The sequence below is a fragment of the Klebsiella sp. CN_Kp075 genome, from assembly GCF_040065055.2.
In the GTDB taxonomy this organism is placed as follows: domain Bacteria; phylum Pseudomonadota; class Gammaproteobacteria; order Enterobacterales; family Enterobacteriaceae; genus Klebsiella; species Klebsiella aerogenes.
Map to the genome: position 1 here is coordinate 3,686,651 of NZ_CM198050.1, position 20,819 is coordinate 3,707,469.

The following is a 20,819-nucleotide window of genomic DNA, read 5'->3' on the forward strand; positions in this document are numbered from 1 at the left end:
TTTTGCCCGGTGGCGCTACGCTTAACGGGCCTACGATAGGTTTCGGTCGCCCGGGTCCGACATGAGGAAGGTTCTATGTTTCATCGTTTATGGACATTAATCCGCAAAGAGCTGCAGTCGCTGCTGCGCGAACCGCAAACGCGGATGATTTTAATCATGCCGGTGCTGATTCAGGTACTGCTGTTTCCCTTTGCTGCCACGCTTGAGGTGACCAACGCTACCATCGCTATCTATAACGAAGATAGCGGCCGCCACGCGGTGGAGCTCACCCAGCGCTTTGCCCGCGCAAAGGCCTTTACCCACGTCCTGCTTCTGAAAAGCCCGCAGGCGATCCAGCCGACCATCGATGAACAAAAAGCCCTGCTCGTGGTGCGCTTCCCGGCGGATTTCTCGCGTAATCTCGACAACTATCAAACCGCCCCGCTACAGCTACTGCTCGACGGGCGTAACTCCAACAGCGCGCAAATCGCCGCTAACTATCTACAGCAGATTGTTAAAAACTATCAGCAGGATCTGCTGCAGGACAAAGCGAAACCGAACAACAGCGAACTGGTGGTGCGCAACTGGTACAACCCGAATCTCGACTATAAATGGTTCGTGGTGCCGTCGCTTATCGCCATGATCACCACCATCGGGGTGATGATCGTCACCTCGCTGTCGGTGGCTCGCGAGCGCGAACAGGGCACCCTCGATCAGCTGCTGGTTTCACCGCTCGCCACCTGGCAAATATTCGTTGGCAAAGCGGTACCGGCGCTGATAGTCGCCACGATGCAGGCGACTATCGTGCTGGCAATCGGCATCTGGGCCTATCAGATCCCATTTGCCGGCTCGCTGCTGCTGTTCTATTTCACCATGCTGATTTACGGACTCTCTCTGGTGGGCTTTGGCTTATTGATTTCTTCGCTGTGTTCAACCCAGCAGCAGGCATTTATCGGCGTGTTCGTCTTTATGATGCCGGCGATTCTGCTTTCCGGCTACGTTTCACCGGTAGAAAACATGCCGCAGTGGCTGCAGGACATCACCTGGATCAACCCTATCCGGCACTTTACCGATATCACCAAACAAATTTATCTGAAGGATGCGAGTCTGAAGATTGTGTGGGGAAGTTTGTGGCCGCTATTAGTCATAGCGGCCACTACCGGCTCAGCGGCGTATGCGATGTTCCGAAGAAAGATTGCCTAGTTTTTTATCTTTCGCCAGCAGCGATACCACCGCCGGGCCTGCCAGTATGACCAGCCCGGCGAGGGCCAGCAGCAGGTTGTTGTGCAGCACGCGCGACAACAACCAGAGCACTATCATGGCGGCGCCGAAGTACCAGGTTGTGGTGAGCTCCTCAAGGAAGTCCCCCACATCGCGCCAGCGTGCTTCATGGTGACGCTGTAAAAACAGCATCGCCAGCAGCGTGACGCCGTACAGTACGCACAGCCCTAATCCGACGCGCACCAGCGCGCCGCTCATCCAACCCATCACCAGTACTGCCACGACCAGTAGATGCAACATAATCTGCCAGCAACTAAGACCTGTTGCGACGCGTACACGTTGTTGCCACTTCATGGCTTCTCTCCTGAAGGATTTTTCTCTGCTACTCAGAGTACCGCACTTTACGGAAAATTCCGTATCACCGCATCTTTTTGTGACGTCTACTACACTATTTTATTCAGGAAAGTGACATTAACTGGAGAATTATGGCTGAGCCAACGTCGCGAATTTCGGTGAACGTGCTGACAATTAACACTCATAAAGGCTTTACGGCGTTTAATCGGCGTTTTATTTTGCCCGAACTGCGCGAGGCCGTTCGCAGCGTCAGCGCCGACATAGTTTGCCTACAGGAAGTGATGGGCGCGCACGAAGTGCACCCTTTGCATATCGAAAACTGGCCTGACACCACCCATTACGAGTTTCTTGCCGACACCATGTGGAGCGATTACGCCTACGGGCGCAACGCGGTCTACCCCGAAGGCCATCACGGCAATGCGGTACTGTCGCGCTTTCCCATTGAATACTATGAAAATCGCGATATCTCAGTCGGCAATGGCGAAAAACGCGGCCTGCTTTACTGTCGCATCGTACCTCCGCGCAGCGGCGTGACGATCCACGTCATCTGCGTGCATCTCGGTCTTCGCGCGCACCAGCGGCAGGCACAGCTAACGATGCTGGCGGAGTGGGTCAATACGCTACCGGCAGACGATCCGGTGGTAGTAGCTGGTGATTTCAACGACTGGCGCCAGCAGGCTAATCAGCCCTTAAAAGCGCAGGCGGGGCTTGAAGAGATTTTTACTCGCGCCCGCGGGCGGCCGGTGCGCACCTTTCCGGTCGCTTTTCCGCTGCTGCGCCTCGATCGTATTTACGTTAAGAATGCTCATGCCAGCCATCCGAAGGCGCTGGCTCTTAAACACTGGCGGCATCTGTCCGATCATGCGCCCCTGAGCGTGGAGATACATCTGTGAAATGTCGCTGGCAGGAAGGCAATCGTATTACCCTACTGGAGAATGGCGACCAGTATTATCCGGCGTTATTCGCCGCCATTGGCCGCGCGCAGCGCAAGGTGATCCTCGAATCCTTTATCTGGTTTGAAGATGAGGTGGGCTGGCGCCTGCATGCGGTGCTGCTGAAAGCCGCCCGCCGCGGTATTCAGGTGGAAGTGCTGCTCGACGGCTACGGCTCGCCTGATCTCAGCGATGAGTTTGTTGGCGAACTCACCGCCGCTGGCGTGGTCTTCCGCTACTACGATCCGCGCCCCCGGCTAATGGGTATGCGTACCAATTTATTCCGCCGCATGCATCGAAAAATCGTGGTGATTGACGACACAACGGCGTTTGTCGGCGGCATCAACTACTCTGCCGAGCACATGAGCGATTACGGTCCGGAGGCGAAACAAGATTATGCCGTGCAGGTTGAGGGGCCGGTGGTGCTCGATATTCTACAATTCGAGCTGGAGAACCTGCCCACCAGCGAGGCAGCCCGCCGCTGGTGGCGTCGCCGTCGCCATCAGCCGGAAATTAACCAAACCCCTGGCGAAGCGCAGGCGCTATTTATCTGGCGCGATAATCACGAACATCGTGACGATATTGAACGTCACTATCTGAAGATGCTGACCAGCGCCCGCCGCGAGGTCATCATCGCCAACGCCTATTTCTTTCCCGGCTACCGTCTGCTGCACGCCATGCGCAATGCCGCCCGGCGCGGCGTACGGGTCAAGCTGATTGTCCAGGGCGAGCCGGATATTCCGATTGTTAAGTTTGGCGCCCATCTGCTGTACCACTACCTGATTAAAGGCGGCGTTCAGGTGTATGAATACCGCCGCCGTCCGCTGCATGGCAAGGTAGCGCTGGCGGACGACCACTGGGCCACCGTCGGTTCCAGTAACCTCGACCCGCTGAGCCTGTCGTTGAATCTGGAGGCCAACCTGATTATCCACGACCGCGAGTTCAACCAGACCCTGCGCGATAACCTCAACGCCCTTATCGCCAGAGATTGCCAGCAGATAGATAAGTCTATGCTGCCAAAACGCAACTGGTGGCGGCTCGGCGTCAGCGTGCTGGCCTTCCACTTTCTGCGCCACTTCCCCGCCTGGGTCGGTTGGCTGCCGGCGCATACCCCGCAGTTGGCCAGGGTCAGCCCGCCGGTGCAGCCGGAAATTGAAACCCAGGACCGGGTAGAAACGCAAACCAGAGACAATCCGCTATGAGCAAATCGCATCCCCGCTGGCGGATGGCGAAAAGAGTGCTGACCGTGCTCTTTTTTATCGCCGTCATCGTATTGCTGGTGATTTACGCGCAAAAGGTCGACTGGCAGGATGTATGGAAGGTCATCCGCGGCTACGATCGTCTGGCGCTATTTAGCGCCGTTGGATTGGTTATCGTCAGCTACCTGATTTATGGCTGCTACGATCTGCTCGGGCGAGCCTGGTGCGGCCATAAGCTGGCAAAAAAACAGGTGATGCTGGTATCGTTTATCTGCTACGCCTTTAACCTGACGCTGAGTACCTGGGTTGGCGGGATCGGAATGCGCTATCGGCTATACTCGCGGCTGGGGCTGAACGGCAGCACCATTACCCGTATTTTCTCGCTTAGCATTACCACCAACTGGCTGGGCTATATTCTGCTGGGCGGCGTCATATTCACCGCGAATCTGGTGACGCTGCCGCCGCACTGGTACATTAGCCAAACCACGCTACGTATTATTGGCGGCGTTCTGCTGCTTTTTACCCTGCTCTATCTTTTCGCTTGCGCCTTCGCTAAACGCCGCCACATGACGATTAAGGGGCAGCGGCTGGTGCTGCCCTCTTTTCGTTTCGCTCTACTACAGATAGGGATTTCGGCGGCGAACTGGATGGTGATGGGGGCGATTATCTGGCTGCTCCTGGGCAGCGAGATTAACTATTTTCTGGTGCTGGGCGTGCTTCTGGTGAGCAGTATCGCCGGCGTTATCGTTCATATTCCCGCCGGAATTGGCGTGCTGGAGGCGGTGTTTATCGCCATGCTCTCCGGCGAGTCGATTTCGAAGGGGGCGATAATCGCCGCTCTGCTGGCGTGGCGCGCGCTGTACTATTTTCTGCCGTTGCTGCTGGCGACCGTCGCCTATCTGGTGCTGGAGAGTCGGGCGAAAAAGCTGCGGCAGAAGAACGAACGCAAGCTGGCCCGCGGATGAAACGGCCCGGTTGCGCTTACCGGGCGACATTTTTGCGGATTGCCTGGATTGGTAGCCCGGATAAGGCGCATCGCGCCGCTATCCGGGATGATATTAACGGCGGTTGCCGAAGATACGCAGCAGCATCAGGAACAGGTTGATGAAGTCCAGATACAGCGTTAAAGCGCCGAGAATCGAATATTTACGCAGCGTGGCGCTATCGCGGGTATCAATCTGCTCGCCGATGTTTTTCAGCTTCTGGGTATCGTAGGCGGTCAGGCCGACAAACACCACCACACCAATGTAAGTCACCGCCCACATCAGCGCTTCGCTCTTCAGCCACAGGTTAACCAACGACGCCAGCACGATACCAATCAGCCCCATAAACAGCATGCTGCCGAAGCCGCTCAGATCGCGCTTGGTGGTGTAACCATACAGGCTCATCGCGCCGAACATCCCGCCGGTGACCACAAAAGTGCTGGCGATAGACGAATAGGTATAAACGATAAAGATGCTCGCTAACGTTAGTCCGGTCAGCGCCGAATAAAGCATAAATAGCGTTGTCGCCATGCCCGCGCTTAAGCGCTGCACCATCCCCGAGAGCACAAACACCAGCGCCAGTTGGGCGATAATCAGCCCGAAGAAAGTGATTTTGCTTGAAAAGACGAACATCATGACCGCCGGGGTATTCGCCGCAAACCACGCGATAAACGCGGTTAACAACAACCCGACCGTCATCCAGCCGTAAACCTGCGCCATATAGGTCTGCAGGCCGCTGCGGCTCTGAACAATTGAATCGGAACGAGGGAATCTGTCCATGACTATCTCCTGATTAACAAGTTTCTCTCAGTAAGCGTATCACACTACCAGCGCTCTGCCGCCTGATGATCGCTGTCGCGGGCATCGACCCAGCGTTCGCCTTCCGGCGTCGCCTCGCGTTTCCAGAACGGCGCGCGGGTTTTCAGGTAATCCATAATGAACTCGCCGGCGGCGAAGGCGCTGCCGCGGTGGGCGCTGGTCACGCCAACGAAAACAATCTCTTCGCCCGGCCACATTTCGCCAATGCGATGGATAACCGTCACCCGGCCAAGCGGCCAACGCTCCCGCGCCTGTTCGACGATTTCCGCCAGCGATTTCTCGGTCATGCCCGGATAGTGCTCCAGCGTCAGCGCTTTCACGCTGTCGCCGAGATTGTGATTACGCACTTTGCCGGTGAAGGTGACCACCGCGCCGTCTTCATCGCGCTCGGCCAGCCACGGATACTCATCGCCGACACAAAAGCGCGCCGGGCTAACCACGATACGAGTTTGCGTCATCTTAGCCCCCGGTGACCGGCGGGAAAAACGCCACTTCGTCGCCGCTCGCGACCGGATGGTCAAACGAGGTCAGCGTCTGGTTGACCGCCGCCAGCAATTTTCCTTCTTCCAGCGCCAGCGCCCAGCGGTCTCCGCGCGCGGCAAGCTGCTGACGCACGGCTTCAACGGTCGGCAATTCGCTGGCGTCGAGAGTCAGGGTATCGGTGCCAACCAGTTCGCGCACCTGGGCAAAAAACAGGACGTTAATCATGGGCTTCCTCCACCTTAAAATCGCCGGACTTACCGCCGCTTTTCGCCAGCAGACGTACCGGGCCAATCACCATATCTTTCTGTACCGCTTTACACATATCGTAAATCGTCAGCGCGGCAACCGAGGCCGCGGTCAGCGCTTCCATTTCTACGCCGGTTTTACCGGTCAGGCGGCAGAGTGACTCAATGCGCACGCGGTTATGTTCCGGCTGCGCCTGCAGGTTCACTTCTACTTTGCTGAGCATCAGCGGATGACACAGCGGGATCAGCTCCCAGGTACGTTTCGCAGCCTGGATCCCGGCGATACGCGCGGTGGCGAACACATCACCTTTATGGTGGCTGCCGTCAATAATCATCGCAAGCGTTGCGGCCTGCATTTCAACGTAAGCCTCAGCGCGCGCCTCGCGTACCGTTTCCGCTTTGGCGGAAACGTCAACCATGTGGGCTTCGCCCGCGGCGTTAATGTGGGTCAGTTGTGACATAAACTATTTCTTTAAATGAGGAATGAAGTTGCACGGGCGAGTGCGCGCATCCAGCTGCGGCGCGATAATATTGTCCCACGCGGTGGCGCAGGCCTTAGTCGAGCCCGGCATGGCGAAAATCAGCGTGCGGTTGGCAACGCCGGCAACGGCGCGGGACTGCAGCGTCGAGGTGCCAATCTCTTCAAACGAAAGCATACGGAACACTTCGCCAAAACCTTCGACCTCGCGGTCAAACAGCGGCAGCAGCGCTTCCGGCGCCTGATCGCCGTCGGTAAAACCGGTACCACCGGTGATCAGCACCACCTGCACCTCATCGCTGGCAATCCACGCCGAAACCTGGGCGCGAATCGCGTAGCGGTTCTCTTTCACAATCGCCTTATCGACGAGGGTATGTCCCGCTTCGTGCAGCGCATCGCGCAGCCAGTGGCCAGAGGTATCGTCCTCTTCGCCGCGGCGGTTGGAAACGGTAAGAATAGCAATACGGGTCGGGATAAACTCAGCGCTAGCCTGGCTCATCTGAATGCTCCTTTCGAAAACGATTATCCGCCAATATACGACAGGTTCTGCGTAATACCGGTGTTGCCCTGGTGCAGGAAATGGGTCTGCTTTTTATGGGTTAAGGCTTCGGCTATCCGCGCTTCCAGCTCGGCCTGCTGCTCATCCTCGGCCATCAGGTCGCGCAGATCTACGCCGCCTTCGCCAAACAGACACAGGTGCAGTTTGCCAACGGATGAGACGCGAAGACGGTTACAGGTGGCGCAGAAGTCTTTTTCATACGGCATGATCAAGCCGATTTCGCCGGCGTAATCCGGATGGCAAAAGACCTGGGCCGGGCCATCGCTTCGCTGACGGATCTGGTGGATCCAGCCGCGACGCAGCAGTTCATCGCGCAGCACCATGCCGGAAATGTGGTGACGGCGGAACAGGTCGCTGCCCTCGCCGGTTTCCATTAACTCAATAAAACGCAGCTGAATACGACGTGGTTTGATCCACGCGAGGAAGGTGTCGAGCTGGTGATGGTTGACATCACGCATCAGCACGGTGTTGACCTTAACCTTTTCAAAACCGGCGGCAAAGGCGGCGTCAATACCGTCCATCACCTGCTGGAATTTATCCTGACCGGTAATGGCATGGAACTGGCGAGCGTCGAGGCTATCGACGCTGACGTTTATCGCCGTCAGCCCGGCATCGCGCCAGCGTTCGACATCGCGAGCCAGACGGTAACCATTGGTGGTCACCGCGATCTGACGAATCGCGCTGTTTTCACGCACGGCGGCAATAATCTCGGTAAAGTCGCGACGTAAAGAGGGTTCGCCGCCGGTAAGGCGGACTTTTTCCGTGCCAAGGGCGGAAAAAGCGCGCGTCACGCGGCGCACTTCGTCTACGCTAAGAAAGCCCTTGTTGGTCACGGCGCCGGGCTTGTAGCCATCCGGCAGGCAGTAGGTGCAACGAAAGTTACACACGTCGGTAATCGACAGGCGCAAGTAATAAAACTTACGCGCAAATGCATCAGTAAGCTGTGAGGCCATATACACCTTTCCAAGTACGGGAGGCGTGGTCATTTCTTTCCACGCCCTGGCGACAGCGCGGCTGCCGCGGCCAGAGCACCATATCTTGCGACACAGGTACTAAGGCTAGAGTGTTAGTTGGTTATGCCGATAGTAGCGCTTTCACGATGGTTTCGCCATTTTCATTTTCGCTATATAATCATCTATATATCGCTAATATCTTGCATTTTCAGTACAGAATAGCCAAAAATCACACTTTAACATTGATATCGGTCAGTTTGACGGAAACCGGGCATTATCTTTTAGGGGTAGATCGGATACGCTAAACCCGAACATTGAACAGAAGGAATTCGTATGCGCAATCGCACTTTCGCCGATCTGGACCGCGTCGTCGCCCTTGGCGGAGGCCATGGTCTGGGGCGGGTGATGTCGTCGCTCTCGTCGCTCGGCTCGCGCCTGACCGGCATCGTGACCACCACCGATAACGGCGGATCAACGGGGCGAATTCGCCGCTCGGAAGGGGGGATCGCCTGGGGCGATATGCGCAACTGCATTAATCAATTAATCGCCGAACCCAGCGTCGCTTCAGCAATGTTTGAGTACCGTTTTGGCGGCAATGGCGAGCTTTCCGGACATAACCTCGGAAATTTGATGTTAAAGGCGCTGGATCACCTGAGCGTACGGCCTTTAGAGGCCATCAATTTGATCAGAAATCTGCTTAAAGTAGATGCTTTCCTGATCCCGATGTCGGAACAACCGGTCGATCTGGTGGCGCTCGATCATGAAGGCCATGAAGTTTATGGTGAAGTGAATATCGATCAGTTGGATCACGTGCCTCAGGAACTGATGCTCAGCCCACCGGTGCCGGCGACTCGCGAAGCGGTTGAGGCCATCGCCGAGGCCGATCTGATCCTGATTGGGCCCGGAAGCTTCTACACCAGCCTGCTGCCCATTTTACTGCTCGACGAAATGGCCCAGGCGCTGCGGCGGACCCCGGCGCCCATGGTGTTTATCGATAACCTGGGTAAGGAACATAGCCCAGCCGCCAATCTGACGCTGGCGGACAGAATTACTATTCTGGAACATTACGTCGGCAAAAAAGTGATTGATGCCGCCATCGTCGGGCCGAAAGCCGATGTTAAGGGTATGGAAGAACGACTGGTGATTCAAACCGCGCTGGATGCCAGCGATGTCACCTATCGGCATGACCGCGTACTGCTTCGCCAGGCGCTGGAGCAGGCTATTCAGGCATTAGGTTAATCCTCAAGCGGCACTATTTTAAACAAGACTACGCCTCAGATTAAAATCTTAAGGTTGTCTTAAAATATCGCTGTCAACATAACGAGCATCTCCTACTACGGGTATTCGTTATGTCGTTTATTTCTTTACGTCGGCCGGTACTCGGCCGCACGGCTTATTTGATTCTCTTTGCCTGTTATATCGGTATCTTTCTTAACCTGGCCTTTTATCGCCAGGTTTTCCCGCTACTGCCGGTAAACAATCTCCATAACTGGCTGGTTTTCCTCAGTATGCCGATCGTGGCGATTAGCGTGATGAACATCATCACCACCCTCGCCTCGTTCTTAAAACTCGACCGGGTGGTCATCAGCCTGTTTATTCTGCTGAGCGCCTCGGCGCAGTACTTTATCTGGACCTTCGGCGTGGTGATCGATCGTTCGATGATCGCCAATATCTTCGATACGACACCTGCGGAAAGCTTTGCTCTGCTGTCGACGAAAATGGTCATCATACTGGGCCTCTCCGGGCTATTGATGGTTCTGGTCGCCTGGTGGATTAAAGTTCGTAAACCGGCCTCTTTCTGGCGCGGCGCGGCGATGCGCCTGCTCAATATCGCCGTTTCAGCACTGCTGATTGTGCTGGTGGCGGCGCTGTTCTACAAAGATTACGCCTCGGTGTTCCGTAACAATAAAGAGCTGGTGAAATCGTTAAGTCCCTCCAACAGCATTGTGGCGCTGAACTCATGGTATGCGCATAACCGGATGGACAACCTGCCGCTGGTGAAGATCGGCGAAGATGCCAAACAGAAAGCGGTGATGCATAACGGCGCGCGTAAAAATCTGACCATCGTGGTGCTGGGAGAAACCTCGCGCGCCGAGAATTTCTCGCTGGGCGGTTACGATCGCGAAACTAACCCACGCCTGAAGCAGGACGACGTGGTGTACTTCCCGAAAACCACCTCCTGCGGCACCGCGACCGCGGTTTCCGTCCCCTGCATGTTCTCCAATATGCCGCGCGCGCATTACGATGAAGAACTGGCGCACCATCAGGAAGGCGTTCTGGATATTCTTCAGCGCGCCGGTGTACAGGTGCTGTGGAACGACAACGATGGCGGCTGTAAGGGCGCCTGTGACCGCGTACCGCACCAAAACGTCACCAACCTGAACCTTAGCGGCCAGTGCATTGATGGCGAGTGCTACGATGACGTGCTGTTCCATAATCTTGATAGCTATATCGATAATTTACAGCAGGATGGCATTATTGTTCTGCACACCATTGGTAGTCATGGCCCGACCTATTACAACCGCTACCCGGCTGAATTCAAAAAATTCACCCCAACCTGCAATACCAATGAAATCCAAAGTTGTACGCAACAACAGTTGACCAATACCTATGACAACACCATTTTGTATGTCGACTATGTGGTTGATAAAGCGATAAAATTGCTGCAATCAAAACAAGATAGATTTACCACCAGTCTGGTGTATTTATCTGACCACGGCGAATCGCTGGGTGAAGATGGCGTGTATCTGCATGGCCTGCCTTACTCAATTGCGCCGGACACGCAAAAACACGTGCCGATGCTGCTGTGGCTGTCGCCGGATTACCAGCAACGCTATGGCGTATCCAGCCAGTGTTTGCAACAACAGGCGAAGACGAACGATTATTCACAAGATAATCTGTTTTCTACCCTGCTTGGCCTGCTCGGGGTAGACACCCGCGAGTATCAGGCAAAAGACGACCTTTTAACGCCATGTAGAGAGACCGGCAGATGAAAATCTTAGTCATTGAAGACGATGCGCTCCTGTTACAAGGGTTAATCCTGGCCATGCAAAGCGAAGGCTATGTCTGCGATGGCGTCGCCACCGCGCACGAAGCCGCGCTGTCGCTAGCCAGCAACCATTACAGTCTGGTGGTGCTCGACCTGGGCCTGCCGGATGAAGACGGTCTGCATTTCCTGGCGCGTATGCGCCGGGAGAAATTCACCCAGCCGGTGCTCATCCTCACCGCCCGCGATACCGTGGGCGACCGCATCAGCGGGCTGGATACCGGCGCAGATGATTACCTGGTGAAACCTTTCGCGCTGGAAGAGCTCAACGCCCGCATTCGCGCGCTGCTGCGTCGTCATAATAATCAGGGCGATAATGAGCTGACCGTCGGCAACCTGCGCCTTAATGTTACCCGTCGTCAGGTGTGGCTGGCCGGCGAATCTCTGGAGCTGACGCCAAAAGAGTATGCCCTGCTCTCGCGCCTGATGATGAAGGCCGGCAGCCCGGTGCATCGCGAAATTCTCTACAATGATATCTACAGCTGGGATAACGAACCGGCCACCAATACCCTTGAAGTGCATATCCATAATCTGCGCGACAAGATTGGTAAAGCGCGGATCCGCACCGTCCGCGGCTTTGGCTACATGCTGGTGAATAATACGGAGTCAGAATAACGCTATGGCACTGTTTGCGACCGAAACCTGGACCATGCGCCACCGCCTGCTGCTGACCATCGGCGCGATTCTGGTGGTCTGCCAGCTGATCAGCGTATTTTGGCTATGGCATGAAAGCAAAGAGCAAATCCAGCTGCTGGTTGCCAGCGCCATTGAGGGTCATAACAATCAAAGGCACGTCGAGCATGAGGTACGCGAGGCGGTCGCCAGCCTGCTGGTACCCAGCCTGCTGATCATCGGGCTGGCGCTGTATATCAGCCTGGTGGCGGTGAAGAAAATCACCCGTCCGCTATCAAATCTGCAGAGCGAGCTGGAAAGCCGGACGCCGGATAATCTGCAACCCATTATTCTGCAGGAGTCGGTGCCGGAAGTGACCGCAGTGACTATGGCGATTAACCAACTGGTGTCGCGGCTGACCATGACGCTCGATCGCGAGCGTCTGTTTACCGCCGACGTCGCCCACGAACTGCGTACCCCTCTTGCCGGGCTGCGCCTGCATCTGGAACTGCTGGCGAAGGTTCACGGCGTCAGCGTTGATCCCTTAATTCAACGTCTCGATCAGATGACCAACAGCATTTCTCAGCTGCTACAACTGGCGCGCGTTGGGCAGTCGTTTTCCGCCGGCAGTTACCAGCAGGTTCATTTGCACGAAGATGTGGTGGAGCCTCTACAGGATGAGCTGAAAACAATGCTCGAAGCGCGCCAGCAGACGCTGGAGATAGAAAGCGGCGCAGGCGAGGATCTCATTTCCGGAGATGCGACGCTGGCGCGGGTGATTTTACGCAATCTGGTGGAGAATGCGCACCGTTATAGCCCCGCGGGGTCGAAGATTAAGATTTCGGTAAAACCGGGAAATACGCCGATTCTGGCAGTAGAAGATGAAGGGCCGGGCATTGATGAGGCCAAGAGCGGCGAACTGAGTAAAGCGTTTGTCCGCATGGACAGCCGCTATGGCGGAATAGGCCTCGGTTTAAGCATTGTCACCCGCATCGCTCAACTTCACGATGCGCAATTCTTTTTACATAACCGCCAGCCCGGGCCGGGCGTCCGCGCCTGGGTGCTGTTCCCACGCAGTTCGCGTCAGAAGGTTAATACCCATTGATGTAAGAAGGCGATCACAATCACAAAGGCGGTCGCAATGGCCAGATATTCACGGTTGGTCAGTTTTTGCATGGCGCTATCCTCATTAAACTGAGGATAGTTTGGCTGAAGAAAATTAAGCCAACATTAAGACCCTAAGATAATAGCGTGACGGCAATTGCAAATTACGCATTGCCGTCATTTTTTAACCGTTCCTCGTATCGCCCTTACGATGCCGCAATAAACAGTTCGCGTAGCTGATGCAATTGATCGCGAATCTGTGCCGCTTCCTCAAACTCAAGGTTCTGCGCGTGCTGCATCATTTGCCCTTCCAGCTCGTGGATCTTCTGCTGCAGCGCTTTCGGCGTCAGTTCGACGCTATCGGCTTCCACCGGAGAACGGGCTTTACCGCGGCCTTTGGCTTTGGTCTTCGCGATGTTCTGACCCAGCGCCAGAATATCGACCACTTTCTTATTAAGCCCCTGCGGCACAATACCGTGCTCTTCGTTATAACGCTGCTGCTTCTCGCGGCGGCGTTCGGTTTCACCGATCGCCTTCGCCATCGATGGCGTGATTTTATCGCCGTAAAGGATCGCCTTGCCGTTAACGTTACGCGCCGCGCGGCCGATGGTCTGGATAAGCGATCGCTCGGAACGCAGGAAGCCCTCTTTATCGGCATCAAGTATCGCCACCAGCGATACTTCCGGCATATCCAGCCCTTCGCGCAGCAGGTTGATACCCACCAGCACGTCGAACTCGCCAAGACGCAGATCGCGAATAATTTCCATGCGCTCGACGGTATCGATATCGGAGTGCAGATAGCGCACCCGCTCGCCGTGCTCTTCCAGGTATTCGGTTAAATCTTCCGCCATGCGTTTGGTCAGCGTCGTCACCAGTACGCGCTCATTAATCGCCGCACGGGTACGGATTTCTGATAACAGATCGTCGACCTGCGTCGCCACCGGACGCACCTCGATGACCGGATCCAGCAGCCCGGTTGGGCGGACGACCTGATCTACCACCTCATCGCCGGATTTTTCCAGCTCATAGGCGCCCGGCGTCGCCGAAACGTAGATAGTCTGCGGCGCCAGAGCTTCAAACTCTTCGAACTTCATCGGCCGGTTATCCAACGCCGACGGCAGGCGGAAGCCATACTCCACCAGCGTCTCTTTACGCGCCCGGTCGCCGCGGTACATACCGCCGATTTGCGGGATAGTCACGTGCGATTCATCGATAACCAGCAGGCCATCCGCCGGCAGGTAGTCGAACAGCGTCGGCGGCGGCTCGCCCGGCCCGCGGCCGGAGAGAAAGCGCGAGTAGTTCTCAATTCCCGAGCAGTAGCCCAGCTCGTTCATCATCTCGAGGTCGAATTGAGTGCGCTGGCTCAGCCGCTGCTCTTCAAGCAGTTTGTTGTTCGCCAGCAGTACCTTGCGGCGGTCAGCCAGCTCGTCTTTGATCTCTTCCATCGCCTGAACGATACGCTCGCGCGGCGTAACGTAGTGGGTCTTCGGATAGATGGTATAGCGTGGAATGGACGATTCAACGTGGCCGGTCAGCGGGTCAAACAGCGATAGCCGCTCGACCTCTTCGTCAAACAGTTCAATACGCAGCGCGATATCATCGGATTCCGCCGGGAAGACATCGATAACCTCGCCGCGCACGCGGAAAGTGCCGCGCTGGAAGGCCTGATCGTTGCGGGTGTATTGCAGTTCGGCCAGCCGGCGCAGGATCGCCCGCTGGTCGATCAGCATGCCGGTGGTCAGGTGCAGCATCATCTTCAGATACAGATCCGGATCGCCAAGACCGTAGATGGCGGAAACCGAAGCCACCACCACCACGTCGCGCCGTTCGAGCAGCGCTTTGGTGGCCGACAGACGCATCTGCTCAATGTGTTCGTTCACCGAGGCGTCTTTTTCGATAAAGGTATCCGAGCTCGGAACGTAGGCTTCAGGCTGATAATAATCGTAATAGGAGACAAAATACTCCACCGCATTCTCGGGAAAGAACTCTTTCATCTCGCCATACAGCTGCGCCGCCAGGGTTTTGTTCGGCGCCAGCACCATCGTCGGGCGCTGTAAATCAGCGATAACGTTGGCGATGGTGAAGGTTTTCCCCGAACCGGTTACCCCAAGCAGGGTCTGATGCGCAAGGCCATCTTCCAGCCCCTCTTCCAGGCGGCGGATGGCTTCGGGCTGATCGCCTGAAGGACGGAATGCGGAGTGCAGCTTGAACGGTTTGCTCATATTTCAGGACCTGAAGATGGGATTGGCCAGCAGGTGTTTAATTCTACCCTTCAGTTTGACTTTTGCCAATAAATAATACTGGATATAAAAACAGTATCGCATTATTGTATGGCGGTAAACGGACGCGTTGTACTCTGACGGCGGGCGTAAAATGCGCGCTTTGCGGAATAATCCACCAGCCTGTGTGGTTATCCCCAGAAACATTTATCATTTAACATTTGTCAAGCAAGGTAATGAATCTTTTATGGCAGCCGGTGACACTTTTCTGACAGCCATTGCTTTTATTTAACTTGCTGAAATAAAACATAATTTACCAAAAGACGGGTTTCGCGCCAATTTGCTCGCAGGCCGCGTACTCTCTAGCTTACCGCAAGTTTTCTAACTCTAATACACAAGGTTATCCACAGGAATAGTGGATAACTGTCTGCAGGCCGCGAGGTCTGCCACCCGGCAGAAAAGTCTCATCGGACCAAAGCCCGCGGCTAAAAAAAATTATCGAATTTTTTTTGATATTTATCAGCTAAAGACGGCTGGATTTTTTGCGTTTTCTGGACCACATTTCATCGTCCTGTCAACAAAAAATAGAGCCGTCTCGCAGGCTTATGCGGGGTTATTGCAGTGGGCTCAGATCCAGGTACTGCGCGAGGTCCTTACGCTGCGATGCGTCGGCAAGCCAGGGAATTTCCCCCAGCAGCGGCGCTGGCAATACCCGCGTTAAGGTTTGCAGATATTCGCGATGGCGTTTACCCGGCGGCTGGATATCGTTGGCGATCCAGCCCACCAGCGGCAGCCCTGCCTTGCGTACCGCCTGGGCGGTGAGCATCGCGTGATTGATACAGCCAAGTTTAACGCCGACGACTAAAATCACCGGCAGTTGTTCCTGCTGCGCCCAGTCGGCGAAGGTCAGGGTTTCCGAGAGCGGCGTAAACCAGCCGCCAGCCCCTTCCACCAGCACCCAATCGGCCAGGCGTTCCAGCTCGCGTAAGCCGCAGGAAAGCGTGGTCGCGGCGATTGGTCGTCCTTCATCGGCGCTAATAATATGCGGCGAGGTCGGCTCGGCAAAGGTATAAGGGTTAACCTGTTCATAGCGCAGCGCTACCCGGCTATTGCGCTGCAGGGCCAGCGCATCTTCATTGCGTAACCCGTGTGCGGTCAGGTCGCTACCGGAAGCCACCGGCTTATAGCCCGCGGTGTTAAATCCCAGCTGATTCGCCGCCTGCAGCAGCGCGCTGCTGGCGACCGTTTTACCGACTTCAGTATCGGTTCCGGTAACGAAGAAACGTTTAGTCACGTTCAATGACTCCTGTAAAAAGATGATACGTCAGCGGGCACTGGCCCTGCTGTTGCGGCCAGGCCAGCTGCAGTTCGCGCAGCTTGCCGCGGCTAAGCGGCGCAGACGACCGCCCCTGGTGTAAATGGGTGGCGCCAATGCCCTTTAGCGAGCGCATGGCGCTTAACGCGTCGGCGAACGGTAAGCTAATCTGATGCACCACGCCTTCGGCGCGCAGGCCGCTCAGCGCCGCCCTTGCCGCCTGTTCGCTGAGAAAACGGTTAGCATGGGGATGGTCGTCGACCGCCCGCCACGCTTGATTGAGTTCCGGTAGCGATCCGGCGAGCAGCGTGGTGAACGCTACTCGCCCGCCGGGCCGCACCACCCGGTACAGCTCGCCGATTGCCGCGCTTAGTTCGTCACACCACTGTACCGCCAGGTTACTCCATGCCAGATCGAAGCAGGCATCCGGCAGCGGCAGCGCTTCGATATCGCCCTGCAGATAATGCTGCGCGGCGTCGTTGCGTTGCGCCTGCGCCAGCATCCCGGCGGAGAGATCCAGCGCGGTAACTTCGCTTCCCGCTTCGCGCCAGTAACGGCTCATGCTGCCGGGGCCGCAGCCGGCATCGAGCACTCGGGCAAAATCGCTCCTCGCCAACTGGCGCAGCAGCAATTCAGCGCTGCGGCGCTGCAGCTCATCATGTTGCGTATAGCCGCTGGCCGCCCGACCAAACGCCGCGGCCACAGCCTGCTTATTCACCGTGGCCATGCAGCACCTCCAGTAAACGCGCAATGTCCTCGGCCTGATGAGCGGCAGTCAGAGTCAGGCGCAGACGCGCGCCGCCGGCGGGAACCGTCGGCGGACGAATGGCGGTAGCCCAACAGCCGGCCCCGCGTAGGCTGGAGGCCAGGGCCAGCGCTCGCGCGTTGTCGCCGACAATCAGCGGCTGAATCGCGCTCCGGGAATCGGTCAGCCCCAGCGCAACATCGCCCATTCCTGCACGGAACTGACGGATGCGGGCGGTCAGGGTTTCCCGCCGCTGCTGGCCCTCATCGCTACGAATGACCCGCAGGGCCGCGCTCAGCGCCACCGCCTGCGCCGGCGGCATCGCGGTGCTGTAGATAAGATGACGGGCAAACTGCAGCAGATAGTCGGCCATCGATTCATTGCACAGTACCGCCGCGCCGCTCACCCCAAACGCCTTGCCGAAGGTGACCACCAGCAGCTCCGGACGAACCGCCTGCGTATGACAGCTTCCGCGCCCTTCATCGCCAATCGCCCCGATTCCGTGAGCATCATCAACCAGTAATAATGCTCCGGCGCTGAGGGCTGCCGCCTGAATGTCAGCCAGCGGCGCGCTGTCGCCGTCCATGCTGAAAATCCCTTCGGTAACGACTAACTGCTGGCCGTCCAGCGGTTTCGCCAGCAGTTGAGCGAGCTGTTGCGGGTCATTGTGGGTAAAGCGGCGCAGCTGCGCCGGGCTGAGGCTTGCCGCCTCCAGCAGGGAGGCATGGCTCAGGCGATCGGCCACAATCCGATCGTCTTTTTCCGCCAGCGCGGCAATCAACGCCTGATTCGCGGCAAAGCCGGAGATAAACAGCAACGCGCGCGGATAGCCCAGCCAGTCGGCAAGTTCCTCTTCCAGCGCGCGATGCACCTCGCTATAGCCGCTAACGTGGCCCGACCCGCCGGAACCGACGCCATAACGTTCCGCCCCCTGCTGCCAGGCGGCGATAATCGCGCCATGCTGGCTCAGGCCGAGGTAGTCATTACTGGAGAAGTTGAGCCAGCGCTCCCCTTCACGCTCCAGCCAGCGTCCGGCGCCGTGGCTTACCGGCAGGCGGCGGCGTAAAGCCTCCGCCGCCCGCCGTTCATCCAGTGCCCGATCGATTCGTTGCTGCCAACTCATAGCGCCGCCGCGTTGTAGTATTCCTCTGTGTCGGGGGTAAGTAAGGCCTGCTCCAGGCGCTGCTGCTGCTCATTATCGCCTTCCAGCACCGCCGTCTGCTGCGGATTGATCCCCAGCTTGCGGAACAGCTGCAGGTCTTTATCTTCTTCCGGGTTAGGCGTCGTCAGTAGCTTGCAGCCATAGAAAATCGAGTTCGCCCCGGCCATAAAGCACATCGCCTGAGTCTGCTCGTTCATCTGCTCGCGCCCGGCGGAGAGACGCACGTAGGAGGTAGGCATCATGATGCGCGCAATAGCGATCGTGCGGATGAAATCGAAGGCGTCGACATCGTCGTTATCCGCCAGCGGCGTACCTTTGACCTTCACCAGCATGTTGATCGGCACGCTTTCCGGCGGCGTTGGCAAATTGGCCAGCTGCAGCAGCAGCCCGGCGCGATCGTTCACGGTTTCCCCCAACCCGACAATGCCGCCGGAGCACACTTTAATCCCGGCATCGCGTACCTTATCCAGCGTATCCAGACGTTCCTGATAGGTACGGGTGGTGATGATGTTGCCGTAAAATTCCGGCGAGGTGTCGAGGTTATGGTTGTAGTAATCCAGCCCCGCGCCGGCCAGACGCTGCGCCTGACTATCGGTAAGGGTACCGAGCGTCATACAGGACTCCAGCCCCAGCGCCTTGACGCCTTTCACCATCTGTTCCAGGTACGGCATATCGCGGTCGTTGGGGTTCTTCCACGCCGCGCCCATGCAGAAACGGGTCGAGCCGGCGTTTTTCGCCTGACGCGCCGATTCCAGCACCTGCTCGACTTCCATCAGGCGCTCGGATTCAAGGCCGGTTTTGTAGCGTGCGCTTTGCGGGCAATATTTACAGTCTTCCGGACAAGCGCCGGTTTTAATCGATAGCAACGTACTGACCTGCACCTGACGCGGGTCAAAATGCTGACGGTGGATTTGCTGCGCTTCAAATAGCAGATCGATGAGCGGTTTATTAAATAACTCAGTTACTTGCGACATTGTCCAACGTGCGTGGTGAGCCATTAGCCTCTCCAAAGGGTTTTGTTAATTTACGGTTCGGTTTATACTCGTAAACCTAAATGTTTTCAAAATGGTTTACAAGTCGCTTATGACACTGGACGATCTCGCCTTCGATCGGCGCCACATCTGGCACCCCTACACCTCTATGACTTCCCCCCTGCCGGTCTACCCGGTGGTTTCCGCCCACGGTTGCGAGCTGTCCCTCGCCGGCGGCGAACAGCTGGTTGACGGCATGTCCTCCTGGTGGGCGGCGATCCACGGCTACAATCACCCGCGCCTGAATGCGGCGATGAAAGCGCAGATCGACCTGATGTCGCACGTGATGTTCGGCGGGATCACCCATCCGTCGGCGGTGGCGCTCTGTCGCCAGCTGGTGGCGATGACGCCGGAATCGCTGGAGTGCGTTTTCCTCGCCGATTCCGGTTCGGTGGCGGTAGAAGTGGCGATGAAAATGGCGCTGCAGTACTGGCAGGCTAAGGGCCAGCCGCGCCGTCGTTTCCTGACCTTCCGCAACGGCTATCACGGCGACACCTTCGGCGCGATGTCGGTCTGCGATCCGCAGAATTCAATGCACAGCCTGTGGCAGGGCTACCTACCGGATAACCTGTTTGCCCCCGCGCCGCAAAGCCGCTTCGACGGCGAGTGGGACGAGATGGATATGGTGCCGTTTGCCCGCCTGATGGCCGCGCATCGCCACGAAATCGCCGCGGTGATCCTCGAACCGGTAGTCCAGGGCGCAGGCGGGATGCGCATGTACCATCCGGAGTGGCTAAAGCGAGTGCGTAAAATGTGCGACCGGGAAGGGATTTTGCTGATCGCCGATGAGATTGCCACCGGCTTTGGCCGTACCGGCAAACTGTTCGCCTGCGAGCATGCCGGTATCTCCGCCGATATCCTTTGTCTGGGTAAAGCGCTGACCGGCGGTACCATGACCCTTTCCGCCGCCATCACCACCCGAACGGTAGCTGAAACCATCAGCGATGGCGAAGCCGGCTGCTTTATGCACGGCCCCACCTTTATGGGCAATCCGCTGGCCTGCGCGGTGGCAAGCGAAAGCCTGCGCCTGCTGGAGAGCGGCGAATGGCAACAGCAGGTAGCGGCGATTGAAGCCCAGCTGAAGGCCGAGTTGGCTCCGGCGCGCGAGTCAGAATGGGTCGCCGACGTGCGCGTACTCGGCGCGATTGGCGTGATTGAAACCCGTCATCCGGTCAACATGGCCGCTCTGCAGCGCTTTTTCGTTGAGCAAGGGGTATGGATCCGCCCGTTTGGCCGCCTGATTTATCTGATGCCACCGTACATCATCAGCCCACAACAGCTGACTCGCCTGACCCGTGCGGTCAATATGGCGGTACAAGAAGAAACATTTTTTAGCGAATAAACAGCGGAATTGCGCCGTCGGGAAAGCTACACTTCTTT

The 20,819-nt window shown here is 57.0% G+C and carries 21 protein-coding genes and 1 riboswitch; of the genes, 9 read left to right on the forward strand and 12 right to left on the reverse strand.

Translation table 11 applies throughout. The features are described 5' to 3' along the window. The first annotated feature begins 75 nt into the window (after positions 1-75). The gene (locus ABLV78_RS17635; protein WP_045395047.1) at positions 76-1,182 is read left to right on the forward strand and encodes an ABC transporter permease; all 1,107 of its coding nucleotides are present in this window, start codon (positions 76-78) and stop codon (positions 1,180-1,182) included. Here ABLV78_RS17635 and ABLV78_RS17640 read toward each other — a convergent pair. Then, on the reverse strand, positions 1,144-1,554 hold the full coding sequence (locus ABLV78_RS17640; protein WP_047049141.1) for a YbhQ family protein: 411 nt from the start codon (positions 1,552-1,554) through the stop codon (positions 1,144-1,146). The genes ABLV78_RS17635 and ABLV78_RS17640 overlap by 39 nt on opposite strands. A 131-nt stretch (positions 1,555-1,685) precedes the next feature. On the opposite strand from ABLV78_RS17640, the gene ABLV78_RS17645 reads away from it, so the two are divergent. The 3 genes from ABLV78_RS17645 to ABLV78_RS17655 are packed head-to-tail and all read left to right on the forward strand — an operon-like array spanning position 1,686 to position 4,650. Further along, complete coding sequence (locus ABLV78_RS17645; protein ID WP_047049144.1) at positions 1,686-2,447, forward strand: endonuclease/exonuclease/phosphatase family protein; 762 nt, start codon at positions 1,686-1,688, stop codon at positions 2,445-2,447. After that, a complete protein-coding gene (clsB, locus tag ABLV78_RS17650; protein WP_047049146.1) occupies positions 2,444-3,688 on the forward strand; it encodes a cardiolipin synthase ClsB in 1,245 nt (414 codons plus the stop codon). Before ABLV78_RS17645 ends, clsB begins: the two co-directional genes overlap by 4 nt. Beyond that, positions 3,685-4,650 carry a lysylphosphatidylglycerol synthase domain-containing protein gene (locus ABLV78_RS17655; protein WP_047049149.1) on the forward strand — a complete coding sequence of 322 codons (966 nt, stop codon included), beginning with the start codon at positions 3,685-3,687 and terminating at the stop codon, positions 4,648-4,650. The genes clsB and ABLV78_RS17655 overlap by 4 nt, the downstream gene beginning before the upstream one ends. 93 nt (positions 4,651-4,743) lie before the next feature. Here ABLV78_RS17655 and ABLV78_RS17660 read toward each other — a convergent pair whose 3' ends face one another. The 6 genes from ABLV78_RS17660 to moaA form a co-directional block, all read right to left on the reverse strand. Continuing rightward, entirely contained in the window at positions 4,744-5,448 is a 705-nt protein-coding gene (locus ABLV78_RS17660; RefSeq protein WP_045395050.1) for a Bax inhibitor-1/YccA family protein, read from the reverse strand. A gap of 44 nt (positions 5,449-5,492) precedes the next feature. After that, positions 5,493-5,945, reverse strand: a complete 453-nt coding sequence (gene moaE / locus ABLV78_RS17665) for a molybdopterin synthase catalytic subunit MoaE (protein ID WP_032707649.1) — start codon at positions 5,943-5,945, stop codon at positions 5,493-5,495. Between the two features lies 1 nt (position 5,946). Further along, positions 5,947-6,195, reverse strand: coding sequence for a molybdopterin synthase sulfur carrier subunit (gene moaD / locus ABLV78_RS17670; RefSeq protein WP_015367604.1), 249 nt, complete (start codon positions 6,193-6,195; stop codon positions 5,947-5,949). Next, a complete protein-coding gene (gene moaC, locus ABLV78_RS17675) occupies positions 6,188-6,676 on the reverse strand; it encodes a cyclic pyranopterin monophosphate synthase MoaC (protein WP_047049152.1) in 489 nt (162 codons plus the stop codon). Before moaC ends, moaD begins: the two co-directional genes overlap by 8 nt. Before the next feature lie 3 nt (positions 6,677-6,679). Next, positions 6,680-7,192 carry a molybdenum cofactor biosynthesis protein B gene (gene moaB / locus ABLV78_RS17680; RefSeq protein WP_045395052.1) on the reverse strand — a complete coding sequence of 171 codons (513 nt, stop codon included), beginning with the start codon at positions 7,190-7,192 and terminating at the stop codon, positions 6,680-6,682. Between the two features lie 23 nt (positions 7,193-7,215). Further along, positions 7,216-8,205, reverse strand: a complete 990-nt coding sequence (gene moaA, locus ABLV78_RS17685) for a GTP 3',8-cyclase MoaA (RefSeq protein ID WP_059304916.1) — start codon at positions 8,203-8,205, stop codon at positions 7,216-7,218. Further along, positions 8,193-8,330: riboswitch (molybdenum cofactor riboswitch) on the reverse strand. (Overlaps the previous gene by 13 nt.) 208 nt (positions 8,331-8,538) lie before the next feature. On the opposite strand from moaA, the gene yvcK reads away from it, so the two are divergent. The 4 genes from yvcK (at position 8,539) to pmrB (ending at position 12,968) form a co-directional block, all read left to right on the forward strand. After that, positions 8,539-9,444 carry a uridine diphosphate-N-acetylglucosamine-binding protein YvcK gene (yvcK, locus tag ABLV78_RS17690; protein ID WP_045395054.1) on the forward strand — a complete coding sequence of 302 codons (906 nt, stop codon included), beginning with the start codon at positions 8,539-8,541 and terminating at the stop codon, positions 9,442-9,444. Positions 9,445-9,554: 110 nt separating this feature from the next. Beyond that, a complete protein-coding gene (eptA, locus tag ABLV78_RS17695) occupies positions 9,555-11,198 on the forward strand; it encodes a phosphoethanolamine transferase EptA (protein ID WP_047049158.1) in 1,644 nt (547 codons plus the stop codon). Continuing rightward, the gene (gene pmrA / locus ABLV78_RS17700) at positions 11,195-11,866 is read left to right on the forward strand and encodes a two-component system response regulator PmrA (RefSeq protein ID WP_032705592.1); all 672 of its coding nucleotides are present in this window, start codon (positions 11,195-11,197) and stop codon (positions 11,864-11,866) included. Before eptA ends, pmrA begins: the two co-directional genes overlap by 4 nt. Before the next feature lie 4 nt (positions 11,867-11,870). Continuing rightward, positions 11,871-12,968: a two-component system sensor histidine kinase PmrB gene (gene pmrB / locus ABLV78_RS17705; RefSeq protein WP_047049161.1), complete on the forward strand. Its 1,098-nt coding sequence runs from the start codon at positions 11,871-11,873 to the stop codon at positions 12,966-12,968. A 205-nt stretch (positions 12,969-13,173) separates the two neighbouring features. Here pmrB and uvrB read toward each other — a convergent pair whose 3' ends face one another. From uvrB to bioB, 5 genes are all read right to left on the reverse strand, one after another. Further along, positions 13,174-15,189: an excinuclease ABC subunit UvrB gene (uvrB, locus tag ABLV78_RS17710; RefSeq protein WP_045395058.1), complete on the reverse strand. Its 2,016-nt coding sequence runs from the start codon at positions 15,187-15,189 to the stop codon at positions 13,174-13,176. A 610-nt stretch (positions 15,190-15,799) separates the two neighbouring features. Continuing rightward, positions 15,800-16,480, reverse strand: coding sequence for a dethiobiotin synthase (bioD, locus tag ABLV78_RS17715; protein ID WP_045395061.1), 681 nt, complete (start codon positions 16,478-16,480; stop codon positions 15,800-15,802). After that, positions 16,473-17,228 carry a malonyl-ACP O-methyltransferase BioC gene (bioC, locus tag ABLV78_RS17720; RefSeq protein ID WP_047049165.1) on the reverse strand — a complete coding sequence of 252 codons (756 nt, stop codon included), beginning with the start codon at positions 17,226-17,228 and terminating at the stop codon, positions 16,473-16,475. Before bioC ends, bioD begins: the two co-directional genes overlap by 8 nt. Beyond that, complete coding sequence (gene bioF / locus ABLV78_RS17725; protein WP_047049167.1) at positions 17,212-18,369, reverse strand: 8-amino-7-oxononanoate synthase; 1,158 nt, start codon at positions 18,367-18,369, stop codon at positions 17,212-17,214. Before bioF ends, bioC begins: the two co-directional genes overlap by 17 nt. Further along, the gene (gene bioB / locus ABLV78_RS17730; protein WP_032714117.1) at positions 18,366-19,406 is read right to left on the reverse strand and encodes a biotin synthase BioB; all 1,041 of its coding nucleotides are present in this window, start codon (positions 19,404-19,406) and stop codon (positions 18,366-18,368) included. The genes bioF and bioB overlap by 4 nt, the downstream gene beginning before the upstream one ends. Positions 19,407-19,491: 85 nt before the next feature. Between bioB and bioA the strand changes: the two genes are divergently transcribed. Then, positions 19,492-20,781, forward strand: a complete 1,290-nt coding sequence (gene bioA, locus ABLV78_RS17735) for an adenosylmethionine--8-amino-7-oxononanoate transaminase (RefSeq protein ID WP_047049505.1) — start codon at positions 19,492-19,494, stop codon at positions 20,779-20,781. Positions 20,782-20,819 lie beyond the last annotated feature (38 nt).